Source organism: Mucilaginibacter defluvii, assembly GCF_039543225.1.
GTDB classification, from domain to species: Bacteria; Bacteroidota; Bacteroidia; order Sphingobacteriales; family Sphingobacteriaceae; genus Mucilaginibacter; species Mucilaginibacter defluvii.
Map to the genome: position 1 here is coordinate 89,717 of NZ_BAABJI010000002.1, position 15,273 is coordinate 104,989.

Below are 15,273 nucleotides of genomic sequence, written 5' to 3' on the forward strand. Positions count from 1 at the left end.
TATTCACTTTAATTTCCCATTAGGGGGTTAAGGGGCTCCTACAATACTCCCTTAGTGCTTGGTAAAACCATCTTATCCACATCGCGCTTTACGGCCATTTTAATGGCTTTGGCAAAGGCTTTAAATATAGCTTCAATTTTGTGATGCTCGTTAACACCCTCAGCTTTTATATTCAGGTTACATTTAGCTGCATCACTAAATGATTTAAAGAAATGGTAGAACATTTCGGTAGGAACATCGCCTACTTTTTCGCGTTTAAAATCGGCATCCCAAACAATCCAGTTACGGCCGCCAAAATCAATAGCAGCCTGCGCCAGGCAGTCATCCATCGGTAGGCAAAAACCATAACGCTCAATCCCTTTTTTATTGCCTAATGCTTCAGCAAAAACCTCTCCTAAAGCAATGCCGGTATCCTCAATAGTGTGGTGCTCGTCAATATGCAGGTCGCCTTTAGCATTTACTTCCAGATCAATGCTGCCATGGCGGGCTATCTGATCAAGCATGTGGTCAAAAAAATGCAAACCAGTTGAAATCCTGCCTTCGCCCGTACCATCAAGGTTGAGTTTTATGTAGATGTCGGTTTCCTTAGTGGTGCGGCGGTGTTCAACCACGCGCTGCCCCAATTTAAGGTACTCGTATATTTCTTTCCAGTCGGTGGTTTCGATAGCGATGCTCTCTTTAATAGTTTCCGGCCATTTATCGGTATCAAACTCAGCGCCGCCAAGGTTTGTGTCGTTGTTTAACCAAATGGCCTTAGCGCCCAGATTTTTAGCCAATAACACATCGTTTTTACGGTCGCCGATAACAAATGAACCTTTCATATCGTAAACTTCAACATCAAGATATTGAGTTAACAGAGCGGTACCGGGCTTACGGGTTGGTGCATTATCTCGCGCAAAGGTGCGGTCAATAAATATGGCATCGAAGGTTACGCCTTCGTTCTTAAATGTTTTTAAAATAAAATCATGTACCGGGTAAAAGTTAGCTTCGGGGTGCGATGATGTACCCAGGCCATCCTGATTGGTAACCATCACCAGCTCAAAACCCAGTCCGGCTATTTTAGGCAGCCATTGCAGCGCACCCGGAAAAAACTCCAGCTTAGCAAACGAGTCTATCTGTTCATCAGCGGGTTCGTTGATCAGGGTGCCGTCGCGATCAATAAAAAGTACTTTTTTAAGGCTCATTTATAGTTTTGTAAAGCGTTGATCAATGTTTCATTTTCCGTTGGAGTACCGATGGTGATGCGCAGGCAACCCTCGCAAAGCTCCACCTTTGAGCGATCGCGGATGATAATACCCTGCTGCACCAAATGGTTATATATATCCCTTGCACCGTTAGTTTTAACCAAGATAAAATTGGCGTCGGACGGATAAATATCCAGCACGAAATCAAAGTTCTTTAACTGAAGTACAAGTTTATCCCGTTGTGCTAAAGCTTCTTTAATCCAATTATTTACGGTGTCAATATTGTTTAATGCCTCTAATGCTAATTGCTGCGACGCTTCGTTAATGTTGTAAGGTGGCTTTACCTTATTCATTACCTCGATGATCTCCTCGCTGGCAAAGGCCATACCTACACGCAGGCCCGCTAAACCCCATGCTTTGGATAGCGTTTGCAGCACCACCAGGTTAGCGTATTCGGTGAGTTCCTGTATAAAGGTTTTCTGGCGACTGAAATTAATGTACGCCTCATCCACTATTACCAACCCGCTAAAGTTAGCCAATAAGGTTTCCACATCCTCACGGTTGATGGAGTTACCTGTAGGGTTGTTGGGTGAGCAGATAAAGATCATCTTGGTACGCTCATCGATAGCTTCAGCAATACCTTCCAGGTTAAGCTGATAATCCTCGGTGAGCAGCACCTTGCGGGTTTCCACATCATTAATGTTGGCCGATACCTCGTACATGCCATAGGTAGGCGGAACCAGTATTACATTATCGACCCCCGGATTACAAAAGCTGCGAAACAGCACATCAATGGCCTCATCGCTGCCGTTGCCTAAAAATATGTTACGTGGCGGCACGCCTTTGATCTCGCTCAGGCGCGTTTTAACCTTATATTGCAACGGATCGGGATATCGGTTGTAAGCAGTATTCAGCGGAGAGCCGAAAGCGTTTTCGTTAGCGTCCAGGTACACGCTGGCCTCACCCTTAAACTCGTCTCGCGCGGAGGAGTAAGGCACCAGCTTTTTTATATTAGGACGAAGTATTTTATTTATATCGAACATGTTATTTAAGGGTAAAATCGGAAGAGAAATAGTATTTCTTTCCTTTAAATTGAAAAATAATTTGCCCATTAGATGATTTGGGTGATTCGAAATAACCTCCATCATCGGTTTCGATCAAATCGTTAAATAAATAATGGCTTGTTGTTTTTAGCGTCTGCGGGTCAAACATGGCCGCGAAAACACGATTGTCTGTACCCGCTTCTGATACCTTCCAGTAATAGATTTTTTGATTAATGATTGAAGGATTGGCAAACCAACCAAAATCTTCGGCTTTACTGTTGAGGCTGACCTTATTCCCTTGCTTTAGAATAATAAAATCGCCGATATTAGCAGAGATCGATTTTTTATAACGGTTATTAGCAACAGCTCCGAATTCATTTTCTTTTTCAGTCAGAATATCTTTACCATCAATCACTAAATACAAATAAATATTTTTAGAGATTTTTTGTACTCCGTATTGCTGGTCAATGGTGTCTAACAACTTATTATCTTTTCTTACCACAGCGTATGTGCCATCTCCCAGTCCGAAATCAAAGTAACCGGTATCGGTAACTATAAAATCATCAACCAGTGTGTAAGGTTTAAAAACAGTATCTCTGAAAACAGTAGTTTTAACCGTATCTATTTTCGATTGTGCCAATGCGGTATCAGACAATAAGCTATCCGACGGCGCACTTGTTTGCTTGCCCTTGCAGGCGGCAAGCAATATCAAGCTCAAAATATAGATAATGTATTTATTCATCTTTATAATCAAAGTCCTCTCTTGTGGGGAGGATTTAGGAGGGGTTATACCTTACACCCACCGCATTCGCATGGGCATGCAAGCCCTCTAACTCGGCCAGCGTTTGTACCGCCGGACCAATGTTTTGCAAACCATCAGCAGTAATATGCTGAAAGGTTATCTTCTTAACAAAGGAATCAACTGAAACACCCGAATAAGCTTTCGCATAGCTACTTGTGGGTAGCGTATGGTTGGTGCCAGATGCATAATCGCCTGCGCTTTCAGGTGTCAGGTTGCCTAAAAACACGGAACCCGCGTTAATTATGCTACCCGTAATCTCCTGCCATTTTTCGGTGGCTAAAATCAGGTGTTCCGGCGCGTATTGATTGCTGAAGTTCATGGCTTCGCCAAGGCTGCGGGTAACCACAATGTAAGAGTTGTCAATAGCATGACGGGCTATTTCAGCACGTGGCAAAACCGCCAGTTGTTTCTCCACTTCTTCTTCTGCTGCTGCTGCTATCTCATTTGATGTGCAAACCAAAACCGCCTGGCTGTCAATTCCATGCTCAGCCTGGGCCAAAAGGTCGGCAGCGATAAATCTCGGATTTGCTGTTTCATCCGCTATCACCAACACTTCCGACGGTCCGGCGGGCATGTCAATAGCCGTTGTGGTGGTTGATTGTATAATGGTTTTTGCCTTGGTAACAAATTGGTTTCCCGGTCCAAAAATCTTATCGACCTTCGTAATGCTTTCGGTACCATAAGCCATAGCGGCAATGGCCTGTGAACCGCCGGCCAGGAAAATCCTGTCGATTCCTAACATCAAAGCCACATGAGCGACAAAGGCATTCACCTTACCATTTTTTTGCGGCGGCGAACACACTATAATTTCATGGCACCCGGCAATTTTAGCGGGGATGCCCAGCATCAAAAAAGTGCTTGGCAACACAGCAGACCCACCAGGGATATACAAACCCACTTTTTCGATCGGCCTCAATTCGCGCCAGCAGGTAACGCCCGGCGTGGTTTCCACCTTGTCCTCAGTTTTTAATTGCGATTGGTGAAATTTATAAATATTTTGATAGGCTATATCCAACACCACCTTTTGTTCAGGTAGCACCGTGGCGGCTATTTCCTCCAGTTCCTCTTTGTCGAGGTATAGCTTATCGAGCACTACCATATCAAAGCGATTAGCGTAATCATACAGGGCGCGGTCGCCGTGCTGTTGTACGTTGCTAATCACCTCTTCAACAATGGCGCGTATCTCGTTAGCCGGGTCAACATTGCGTTGCACCAGTTGGGCTATATCCTGTTTTGTTAAGTCTGAATAGTTGTAAGTTTTCATTCCCCCAAACCCCCTGAAGGGGTGTTACGTCCTAAAGTATTAAACATGCCGCATCCTTTTTGTTTCCCCCTTTAGGGGGCAGGGGGCTCTAAATTATTATCTTCTCAATTGGTAATACCACAATGCCCTGGGCGCCGGCTTGTTTAAGCTGGCTTATGCGGTCCCAGAAATCACGCTCTGGTATTACGGTGTGTACTGCTACCCAGTCGCTCTCTGCAAGTGCCACTACCGAAGGGCTTTTTACTCCAGGTAACAACGCTGTAATGGCATCCAGGTTTGCTTTTGGCGCGTTAAGCACCACATACTTGGTTTCCTTGGCGCGCAGTACTGATTGTACACGCTGGATCAGTTCCTGTATCAGGTCGCTGTTCTCTTCGCCTTTACGGCCAATCAATACCGCCTCGCTGCTCATTACATCGGCAAAGGGTTTCAAGCCGTTGCTTTTTAAAGTTCCGCCGGTTGATACCAGGTCGCAGATGGCGTCGCTCAAACCTAAACCCGGTGATATCTCAACTGAACCGGAGATCGTGCGTATATCCGCCTCGATACTGTTGCTTTGCAGGTATTTGTTCAGGATGACAGGGTAGGTGGTAGCAATGGCCTTACCATTTAAGGCTGCCAGGCTGTTGATGTCACTGTTATTTGGGATGGCAATCTTCAGGGAGCAACGGCCAAAGCCCAGGCGCTGTAGGTAGGCTACCTCAACCTCGGTTTCCTGTATCACGTTTTCGCCAACTATGCCCAGGTCGGCAATGCCATCCTGTACGTATTCGGGGATATCGTCATCGCGCAAAAAAAGTATCTCTAACGGAAAATTTGATACCGGTGATATTAAAGAGCTTTTATAATTCTCAAAGTTAAGGCCGCAGTTTTTAAGCAGCTCAACAGACTTTTCATTTAGCCGACCCGATTTTTGGATCGCTATTTTTAGTGTTTTCACAAAATAAAATTAAGGGTAAATAAATAAACGGGGGTGCTGTTATTTCACGTAGAAACATACATTATCTAATATCGCCATGGCGGCGATGGTGCAGATGCAGATGATGTAGTTTGTAGCCGTTCATTTTTAATATATAGTAGTACTATAGATTTTGAAGTGCTGCAAATATATGCAGTAGATCATAAAATCAAAATTATATGTGAATTTTTACGAAAATGAAAAAGCCCTTCCGGTGATGAAAGGGCTTTGTTATTAAAATATGGTTACTTAAAACTGCTTTTCTATTACATCACTGCTCCAACCGCTATCTACCACCACTGAAGTTCCGTTATTTCCTGAGCCGTTACCGCCAAAAAGGTTGCCAGCCAATTGAGTAATTTTGTTACGTGCAATTGTAGCGGTCCTAATAGCTTTTGATGAAATCAGCACATTTTTTCTGTCATAGCTTTTAATGCTTATCCCAATCGGATTATTATTCATTGGATATAAATACCTCGACATAACAAAATTGGATTGCCCAATTGCATTTTCAACATTATAATAATATGTAATACCTGTTCGAATACTTGAAGTCACTGGTTTTCCATCAATTAATTGAAGTTTATCGTAGGTAGTATCAACCGTTAAGGCTATATGATCTGTGCCTGGTGGGATAGCATCTTTAATTGTAACCTGTAGCTGTGCAACAACTCTATCGAGCGTTATCGGCTGTGTAATATCCTCATTAACAACATTCAAGGTTATCTTTTTATAAAAGTCTTCTAGCTGTCTCGAATAAGCGTAGTCGATATTTGCTGTTGATAAAGGCGATGTCATTTTTACGGGGAAGACTTCGTCGGGTAAATGAACAGAACCTGCAAATATTACGGTGTATTCTCCTACTGGTATTTTTAAGGCAATGTTGCCAAAGCCATTGCCGGTATCAGTTCTGCTAATGTTCTGATATAATATACCTTGTTTATTGTAAATCCCTATCCTGATTTCTTTTATGTTTGAATTTGTCTGATTTACAACTGCATCGCGTAAGCTGTTAATCTTTATATCCCCATGCTCTATTCCGAAATTATTGATAGAGAAGGTTACTGTTTTTTCTTCGCCGTTATTTACAGGCGCTGAAGTTTTATCCTTTTTGCAGGATGATAACACAACAAAGGCTAAAATAGTAAGTTTGATTATGTTTTTCATTTGTGACTGCTGATTATTTTAAATAGCTTAAAACTCTATTGTACTACCTGCGGGATCCCAATTTTCATTGAAAACAGGCTCAAAGGAACCGGTTGGGTTTGCAAATATCTTTCCCGACAGAATGGTGCGCTTGTTAGGCTGGCATGTTACTTTGTTAACAGTCATATTTGAAAGCTTTGTTCCGTCAGCAGTAGTGCATACAATTTGAACGCTAAAGCCTGATGTTCTTGTGTTGGTTACGTTGGTAGTAGCTATATAATTAGGCTTACCAATATCTTCGGTTTTCAGATCATAATTGTAATCAAGCTTGTAAGGATTGCCGTCAACAATTCCGTTCTGTACAGAAAAACCGTAATCATATAGTACAGACACCGTTAATCGTTTAGCGTTAGCCGGGATAGTATCTAACACTTTAACCTGAAGCTGACCAACTAACCTATTTAACAAAATTTGCTGTGTATTGGCGGAGGTAGATGATACGGTAAATTTAACCTTCTTGTAAAAAACGTCGCGCCCTTGCGGATAAACAACATCTCCCGATACCTGGGTAGGTTGGGTGTTTGACGCCCAAACGATCATGGTATATTCGCCGGCGCTAAAAGTATCGCTTATTTTGCCGAAATTAGGCGTTTGAGCCTTCTGAATTATAGTTGAAACTATTTTACCATCAGCATTGTACACATAATATTCAAGATAGGAGGCCACTGATTTAATATCTTCGGTTGCCTGAATATCTATTTTTGCACTATTTTTTTTTAAGCCTGTTCCAAGCCTGCTATCTGCGTCAATACCCACATTAAAGCTAACTGAGTATGTTTTGCCGGTGGTATCCGGCTGTTGCGGATCAGGCTTTGACGGGCTTTTGCCATCCTTTTTGCATGACGCAAAAAGCAGCATGAGCAAGGAAAAAACTAAATAGATTTTTTTCATAGTTAATAAACTAAAATGATTTGTAAACAATATTGCTGTTCCATGTGCTGTCAACCTTAACATTCGTACCTGTCGCGGTACCATTTCCGCCAAATAAATTTCCAGTTAAAAGTGTAATCTGGTTAGGGTTACAAGTTACGCCGGTAAGCGCTTTTGATGCTATTACCTTATCGTTGGCGTCAACCGCTTCAATGGTAACGTTATGCTTGCTATTGGCGTCAACCAATGCATAGGTGGCAAAACGCAGATTGCTTTTTCCGGATAAACCGCTGGTAATAGTAAAACGTGCACCTGCGTCAGCACTATCCAGGTCATCATTCACCACATAAGGTTCTGAACCCCAATTATAAACATGCTTTGCCGGTGACACACGCGTGTATATGTATTTAACATTGCTTGGTATAGCATCTTTAATATTTAATTGTACTTGGGCTACTACACGTTCAAGTACTATATTAAGCGCCTGGTTTGATTGGCCTACCGTAAATGCGATGCTTTTGGCAAATGTTTCTCTGAATATTGAAGGATAAAAACTGGTGTCATAATAAAAAGCAATGCTTGATTTTCCGGAATGGACAAGTGTGCCGTACACTGCCCCTTCTTTTTCTTGCCTGCTAAGCCCCCTCGTATCATCATTTAAGCCGGCTGCACAATAAATAGTATAATTGCCGGGTTGCAACTTCACTTTAATACTACCGTCAGTAGTGGTTACATAATTGCCTACCGCTGCTCCGGCGCTGTTTAATATCAACCGGTGAAATACACGGTAAAATTTATAGTCATTATCCTCTCGAATAGCTGTATCTCCAACCGCATTTGTTTTTACACCCGAATACTCTTTTGTAAAACCGGATACTGTAAAATTCACTTCGTACTCCTTGTTATTATCAGATGGTGTGGGCTTTGCATCTTTTTTACAGGATGCAATGGTGGTTAATATGGCAATGGCTATAGTGTTGTAAATTGCTTTCATGTTTTTAAAATTGTAGGTTATCATTAGTATTCTACCACGGTAGTGTCGCTACCATACAACTCATTGTAAGTAACTGTGAAGCCTTGTTCTCCATAAGCACCTTTAAATACATTGCCCGACAGTACGGTACGCGTGTTAGGATAAATCATCACGCTATCTATCACCTTGCCGTATGTTCCAAATATTTTGTTACTTACCGTCACTCTTACTTTCATTGGTTTTACAGTGTTGGTAACATAAGTTTTGTAAGTGTAGTTAGTGGTGCCGAATAATGCAGGCGCTATGTTTTTTGTTTCACCACGAGGGTAGGGCTTACTAATATCGGGCGTTCCGTTGTTTAACAGAAGGCTGTAATCGTTTTCCAAACTATATTGTATTGACAAGGTTTCGTCATCAATAGCATCAAGTAACTTCACTTCCAACTGGCCGTTTACACGTTGAAGGTTAATGTTTTGGGTTACAGTAGATGCCGTTACAGTAAGTTCAAATTTTTGATAGAAGATGTCGCTACCCCAAGCTACTATATGTTTAGAGTCATATTCCGTAGGCTTATTTTTAGTAGCTACCAGTACCACAGTATAAGTCCCGGCCGCAAAGCCATCTGTTATCTTTCCGAAATTTGGCGTGGTACTGGTTTGTATTAGCGAGGTTACCAACTTATCATCGCTATTAAAAACGTAATACGCTAAAAAGGTAGCCATAGTTGATAGGTCGGCATTGCTTGTTATTTTTTTGCTTTTTGATGAGCTTTGGAGGTTTTGTTCATCGGCATCAATACCAATATTAAAGTTCACCTCATATTTTTTGCCATCGGTATCAGAGTCAGGTTTCGACGGGCTTTTGCTATCCTTTTTGCATGAGGCAAAAAGCAGGATGAGTAAGGAAAAAACTAAATAAACCTTTTTCATAGTTGATAAATTAGAATGATTGATTGATCACGTTTGTATTCCATGTGGTATCAACCTTTAAACCCAAGTTATTAAATAATTTACCGGAAAGCACGGTTATGCTGTTAGGGCTCAAAGGTACATTCTGTATGGTTTTTACCTTGCCATCGTTTGTTCCTTTAAGGCTGTAGCCTATTTTTACATCCCTTAAAGTATTAGGCTCAACTAAAAAATATGATACAAACTTGCGGGCTTTTTGGGAATACAATGTGCTGGGTATATCATATTTGCAACTCGAGCCAGTTTTTTCACGCGCCGTACTACCTTTAAAAATAAACTCTTCAAAAAGTGAATCCACACCAATAGTAATTCTACTGACGTTATCAGGTATGGCGTCCTTAACCTCAACTATAACTTTGGCAACTATACTTGTTAATTGTACGGCAATAGGTGTTGTACCGGTAGATGAAACTGTAAAGTCCACCTTCTTAAAAAAAGATTCGCGTGTCAATGGTTCCATTGCCATTCCTCCATAATAAAAGGATCCTTCATTAGGACCGTCTACAGATGTGTAAGCGCCAACGGCATCCTGCGTATATCTAGGGTCGTTATACCCGCTTATGTCGTCATTCAGATAACTAAAAAAGTAGGCTGTATAGTGGCCTGCGTTCAATTCGAGCGATACGTTGCCTGTGGATGTATTTACGCTTTTACCCGCGACTCGATATCCGGCATCATTGCATACGTCTACATAAACCCGTCTAATGGTAGGATATTCATTGTAGGTTGGATAAACAAGCGAATCATCTAACGCATGTGTTTTAATATTTTGGTATTGCTGCGTAAAGCCGCTAACGTTAAACGCTACCTGGTATTTTTTACCGTCGGTACTTTGTGGCGTAGGTTTATTATCCTTTTTACAGGCCGATATAATTATACATGCCAGGGTTAAGCTAAAAAATATTTTTTTCATGATTGTAGGTCCAAAGGTTAAAAATCAATTTGAGTGGTATCGGCATAAGGCGCGTAGCCAACTCCAAAATTGCCTGTACCTAAAGGTTCAGATAATTTGCCCGAGAGTATGGTGCGGGTGTTAGGCTTTATAATAACATTATCAACAGTAATAATTTTAACAGGCGTATTAGCTTCGTTTAACGTAGTGATGGTTACGCTGACAGGGTCCGTGGTATTGGTAATATATGTGCCAAAGGTAAAATCTATACGGTTGGTTACGCCTTTAATGTAATTATGTGTGTATGATGATTGCATATTCGGTAAACCGGTAGGTAAGAGCAATTCACGATCATTATGTATATCGAATTTTATAACCCTTATATCCGGCGTAATTTTATCAACGACTTTCACTTGTAATTGCCCGTTTACGCGTTTCAAATCCAGGTTACGGGTAACCCCGGTATCAGAAATAGTAAAGGTATATTTGGCGTAAAATAATTGTTGCCCCACTGCTCTAACCTTTGTGGCATCAAAAAAGGTGGGTGCACTCTTTGTGGCAAATACAATTAGGGTGTAAGTACCATTGCTGAATTCGTGGTTTATTAAGCCAAAATTCGGCGTTGTGCTGTTTTGTGTTACCTCACTTACCAGCTGGTTGCTGCTGTTGTAAATGTAATAACTTAAAAAGGATGCAGCTTTAGCCAGGTCAACGGCTTCGTTATTGCGCAATTTACCCGAAGGCGTAACGCTCAATTCGCCGGTACTGCTAACATCAATGCCAACATTAAAACTTACATTGTATTTTTTGCCGTTATTATCCGGATCAGGTTTTGACGGGCTTTTGCCGTCTTTTTTGCAAGACGCCAGAGCAATACCAAGCAATGCGCATATATATATTACCTTTTTCATAGCCTTAGTTAGAATGATTGATAAAGAATATCGGAACTCCAGGTTGTATCGGCCTTCACGTCAACGGCGTTGTTGTTTGTGCCATTACCGCCAAATAGATTGCCCGATAGTACAGTGACTTTGTTTGGATTGATGGTGATGTTCCTGATCGCTTTTGTTGCAATTATTTCCTGGCGTGTATTCTGCGCCTTTAAGCTTACACTGATGGTGTTATTGGGGCCACTTAAAAGCTGCCTTGTAATTGTATAGTTTGAAACGCCTGCTGATAAATAGTAACGGTCCCAAAAGGCAACATCAACATATTTATCTGACTTAAAAGGCAAACCATCTTTTATCTGCATCGCGGTGTAAACGGTATCAATAGTTAAAATAAGGCTAGTTACATTTGCCGGTATTGCATCCTTTATAATAATTTTTAAACCGGCAACCACCCGCGTCAGGTCAACAGTGTTTGACACATCAGTGTTATTTACCGTAACTGATAATTGCTTGTAAAATGTTTCCCGAAACTCGCCTCTGTCAACGTTTGTGCCACCATAATAAAAATAACCAGTATTCAATTGGTCTTTGTTTAGATAATATCGACCGTTGATTGGATTTGGGTTAATGAATACAAAGGTGTATGTGCCTGAAGGTAGCTGGTATGATATATTCGCGTAGCTTCCATCAGTACCTCTTCTAAGATTTGATTCACGGTAAAGTTTACCCTTACTGTCATATATAAATACTTGAATTTCATTTATTTCTATTGCTTGTATAGCGAGTGCGTTATTTTTCAAATCATTAGTTTGAGTGTTGGCATATTCAACACTAAACGCGTTAAAAGTAAAGTTCACGTTATGAAGTTTGCCATCAGCTACAGGTGCAGCCGGTTTATCCTTTTTGCACGATGAAAATGCCAGCAATAGTAATGCGGCCATTTTAAATATATTTTTCATTACAATGTGTTTAAGGTGAGTGTAAAATTAAAAGCCAACAGTGTCGGCAACAGGTTCCCAGTCGTTAAATGTGAAATTAAATACGCCGCTTGGGTTAGAAAATATCTTTCCGGATAATATAGTACGCTTGTTTGGCAGGCACTTTACGCCGTTAACCGTAGTGTTTGTAAATACGTCATTGCCTCTATAGCTGGTTATTTTAACATTTACCCGACTGACTGTATTTAATACATAAGTTGTGGCCACAAAATCTGGCTTGCCTTTATAATCTGTAGCTGAATAGCTTTGTGTGAATGAGCTTGGTGTATTGGATAATACACCGGTAGGTATGTCAAAACCATAGTCATTGGTTATGTTTAATGTGATGTGCGACACTTTATTTGGTATAGTGTCAAGTATTTTAACCTGCAACTGGCCTACAATTCGTTGCAGATTCACTTCTTGATTTACTGCGGTTGTAGCATCAACCTTTAGCGTAAATCTTTTATAGAATACATCGCGCCCACCACCCATTATTTTATCATCTTTTATATCAGGCTCGGCGCTTGCAGCCCAAACTACAACGGTGTATTCACCAGTCTTGAAGCTGTCTGCAAGTTTGCCAAAGTTGGGTTGATTACTAAGTTGTATCAATGATCCCAAAATTTTTCCTGAAGCATCGTACACACGGTATTGCAGGTAAGTAGCTATCGACTTAATATCAACAAGAGCATTGGTTGTTAAGCCGTTTTTACCTGCAACACCTGCTACTTTTTGGCTGTCCGCATCAATGCCCACGTTAAAATTAACTGTGTATTCCTTATTATCCGGTTCCGGAACAGGTTTCGATGGGCTTTTGCCGTCTTTTTTACAAGAGAGCACAGCAAGCCCTATTAATGCAAAAAGGTAAAAGGTTTTTTTCATGTGTGAAAATTTTTGTAAAGTTAGTTATTTTATTAATAACCAATACTTTATTTTTAGTTTAGGGCTTCTCTACAAAGTAGATTGCGCCATCATCAAACCCATAAAGTTTTTTTGTACGAAATTGTTTTTCAATGTCGGAAAGACTGATCAGTTCGGCATTGGCCATGGCGTTAAACCATACCAGGTAGAACTTTTTTTGCTGACCAAATTTAGCTACATCATCCCTGAAAAATTTTTGCGGAACGAGTTTGGCATGTCCGCCGGTAAAAAAGTAAACGGCCTCGTCGGCATCCGAGTAAACGGTTATGCCGGGTTTGTAAATATGCCTGTTCTTTTTCAAAAAGTTGATAAAAGGGGAGGTGTTCCAGTCGTCATCGCTATAACCCGGCACGCCGTATTCAAATTCATCGTCGTAGCGTTTCAGATCTATAAGGGTTAGGTTGTACAGAAAGCCTACCATGATAACGATGGCTGCTGCGGCAAACCATTTTTTGTAGCCGGCTTTAACCGAGTTAATAACATTAGGTACCCAACTGGTACTGGCAATTAATAGAGGCACATATATGGGCGAAAGCAGCCTTGAGTTCAGTTGCTCAAACCTTGAGAAGGTCGCGATCAGCAGAATAAAAACTGCGTAAACTACGGCAAAGCTTAAAAAAATACTTTCGTACCGGTTCAAGCCCTTTTGCATAACCCGCCAAATAAAGCATGTAATTAATGCTATTAATATTATCGCGCTTAACGTGGCGCCGTAAGGGTGAGCTGCTTCGGTAAGCCCAAGCCAATCGCAAATGGTAACGCCAAAATAATGCAGGTTTTCGCTAAACATGGTTACGGATGGTTTTCTCGTGCCCGTAGAATAGCCGGAAGAGAAATAATTAATCAGCAGGTTAACCAACAACGGCAATACGCTCGCAAATCCAAATATCGCGGCGTGTATAATACGCTTTTTTATATCAAGCTTTAGATTCGCGAATATCATCAGGCACCCGGTAGCTATCACCGTAATACCCGCGTAGCGGGTGATACAGCCTAACCCGGCAATCTGCGCCGCAAGCAATAATTGTTTTACCCCCGGTGAATCTAAGTATCGCTTAAAAAAAGGTAGAAAAAGGATGGTCAGGAAGATGAATAAAGTTTCCGACCACAGGTAAGTATAAATTTCCAGCAGGGCGGGGCTAAGCAATATAGCAGCAAGCGCCAGCCATTTATATATTATGGATGCAGATTTAAAGCGGCTGATGCAATAGCCGCTCAGTAGTATCACCACGGCAAACAGCAGCCCGTTAATTACCGGCCCGGCGGCAACCGCGTCAACCCCGAACAAAAAGCTACTGCTTAGCGCTGCCGGGTAAAATACCGGGAAAAAGGTGAGGGGAGAGCCGTTAAAGGTGATCAGGTTGCCGTGCTTGTAAATACTTTCGGCTGTGCTGGCATACATAATGGAGTCGGGCGATATGCCGACTCCGCTGTATTTTGTAAAAAAGTAAACCGCAAAATAACCCGCGATGGCGAATAGTAAAGTGTCAAGATGTTTTAAATAGCGGGTTATCGGCATGTATTAATAACTGCAATTAGTTTATCAAATGTAACACGGTGCTTATCGGCTGGTCGCTATCAATTAATATACCGGTAACGCCTGCCAGTGTGCCTGCCTCAACGTCGCGCTCTCGGTCGCCAATAAAGTATGATTTTGACGGATCGATATTATACTTCTCGATGCCTCTTAGCAACATGCCAGGTTTTGGTTTGCGGCAATCGCACTCACCAGTAAAGTTGGGGTGGTGCGGGCAGTAGTAAAAGTCAGTAAACTTTACGCCATATTCACGGTAAACTTCGCTCAGGTGTTGGTGCATTTTGCCGAGTTCGTCCTCAGTATACCAGCCTTTAGCCAGGCCACCCTGGTTGGTAGCCACAATAAGCAGGTAGCCTTTATCCTGCAGGGTTTTTAGCGCCTCAAAATTGTCCAACACCTGGAAATCTTCTAATCGGCACACATAATCGCCCATCTCACGGTTAAGCACACCGTCGCGGTCAAGGAACACTGCTTTATTCTTTTCTTGCATTTGTTTGTATTTTTTGCAAAATTAGCAAATATTAAATTTTAACTGACCCAATAAAGCACCAGCAATTTTGCTGTAAGCGGTATAAACCTGCCCTCAGGTAGAGATAATCGGAATACTATATTACGATATTCTAATTTTCAAAATTAAATTCTGATTTTAGAATGATTCTATATTCGCTTAAATATGTAATAAATAATAGTTTTCATTAAAAAATTATTAAATTAACATCATATTATCTTGGCTATATTAAGAAAGTCGCAAAAATAATGCGCTTATTTTTAGTGTTTGTCAATTT

At 41.3% G+C, this 15,273-nt stretch carries 15 protein-coding genes; all 15 read right to left on the reverse strand.

The genetic code is table 11. The features are described 5' to 3' along the window. Window positions 1-38 precede the first annotated feature (38 nt). The gene (gene hisB / locus ABD960_RS06725) at window positions 39-1,184 is read right to left on the reverse strand and encodes a bifunctional histidinol-phosphatase/imidazoleglycerol-phosphate dehydratase HisB (protein ID WP_345330169.1); all 1,146 of its coding nucleotides are present in this window, start codon (window positions 1,182-1,184) and stop codon (window positions 39-41) included. Further along, on the reverse strand, window positions 1,181-2,227 hold the full coding sequence (gene hisC / locus ABD960_RS06730; RefSeq protein ID WP_345330170.1) for a histidinol-phosphate transaminase: 1,047 nt from the start codon (window positions 2,225-2,227) through the stop codon (window positions 1,181-1,183). The genes hisB and hisC overlap by 4 nt, the downstream gene beginning before the upstream one ends. Window position 2,228: 1 nt before the next feature. Then, on the reverse strand, window positions 2,229-2,867 hold the full coding sequence (locus ABD960_RS06735) for a hypothetical protein (RefSeq protein WP_345330171.1): 639 nt from the start codon (window positions 2,865-2,867) through the stop codon (window positions 2,229-2,231). 136 nt (window positions 2,868-3,003) lie between these two features. Further along, the gene (gene hisD / locus ABD960_RS06740) at window positions 3,004-4,293 is read right to left on the reverse strand and encodes a histidinol dehydrogenase (protein WP_345330172.1); all 1,290 of its coding nucleotides are present in this window, start codon (window positions 4,291-4,293) and stop codon (window positions 3,004-3,006) included. A gap of 88 nt (window positions 4,294-4,381) precedes the next feature. Further along, window positions 4,382-5,233, reverse strand: coding sequence for an ATP phosphoribosyltransferase (hisG, locus tag ABD960_RS06745; RefSeq protein ID WP_345330173.1), 852 nt, complete (start codon window positions 5,231-5,233; stop codon window positions 4,382-4,384). Between the two features lie 267 nt (window positions 5,234-5,500). Then, the gene (locus ABD960_RS06750) at window positions 5,501-6,418 is read right to left on the reverse strand and encodes a hypothetical protein (RefSeq protein WP_345330174.1); all 918 of its coding nucleotides are present in this window, start codon (window positions 6,416-6,418) and stop codon (window positions 5,501-5,503) included. Window positions 6,419-6,445: 27 nt separating this feature from the next. Next, window positions 6,446-7,348: a FimB/Mfa2 family fimbrial subunit gene (locus ABD960_RS06755; RefSeq protein WP_345330175.1), complete on the reverse strand. Its 903-nt coding sequence runs from the start codon at window positions 7,346-7,348 to the stop codon at window positions 6,446-6,448. A 10-nt stretch (window positions 7,349-7,358) separates the two neighbouring features. Beyond that, on the reverse strand, window positions 7,359-8,321 hold the full coding sequence (locus tag ABD960_RS06760; protein ID WP_345330176.1) for a hypothetical protein: 963 nt from the start codon (window positions 8,319-8,321) through the stop codon (window positions 7,359-7,361). A 23-nt stretch (window positions 8,322-8,344) separates the two neighbouring features. Beyond that, window positions 8,345-9,229, reverse strand: a complete 885-nt coding sequence (locus ABD960_RS06765) for a hypothetical protein (RefSeq protein ID WP_345330177.1) — start codon at window positions 9,227-9,229, stop codon at window positions 8,345-8,347. A gap of 10 nt (window positions 9,230-9,239) precedes the next feature. Continuing rightward, window positions 9,240-10,181, reverse strand: coding sequence for a hypothetical protein (locus ABD960_RS06770; RefSeq protein WP_345330178.1), 942 nt, complete (start codon window positions 10,179-10,181; stop codon window positions 9,240-9,242). Window positions 10,182-10,198: 17 nt separating this feature from the next. Then, complete coding sequence (locus tag ABD960_RS06775; RefSeq protein ID WP_345330179.1) at window positions 10,199-11,071, reverse strand: hypothetical protein; 873 nt, start codon at window positions 11,069-11,071, stop codon at window positions 10,199-10,201. Between the two features lie 8 nt (window positions 11,072-11,079). Next, window positions 11,080-12,009: a FimB/Mfa2 family fimbrial subunit gene (locus ABD960_RS06780; RefSeq protein ID WP_345330180.1), complete on the reverse strand. Its 930-nt coding sequence runs from the start codon at window positions 12,007-12,009 to the stop codon at window positions 11,080-11,082. A gap of 27 nt (window positions 12,010-12,036) precedes the next feature. Next, window positions 12,037-12,912, reverse strand: a complete 876-nt coding sequence (locus tag ABD960_RS06785; RefSeq protein ID WP_345330181.1) for a hypothetical protein — start codon at window positions 12,910-12,912, stop codon at window positions 12,037-12,039. Between the two features lie 58 nt (window positions 12,913-12,970). Beyond that, window positions 12,971-14,470, reverse strand: a complete 1,500-nt coding sequence (locus ABD960_RS06790; RefSeq protein WP_345330182.1) for a hypothetical protein — start codon at window positions 14,468-14,470, stop codon at window positions 12,971-12,973. Window positions 14,471-14,486: 16 nt separating this feature from the next. Further along, window positions 14,487-14,978, reverse strand: coding sequence for a D-glycero-alpha-D-manno-heptose-1,7-bisphosphate 7-phosphatase (locus ABD960_RS06795; protein WP_345330183.1), 492 nt, complete (start codon window positions 14,976-14,978; stop codon window positions 14,487-14,489). Window positions 14,979-15,273: the final 295 nt, after the last annotated feature.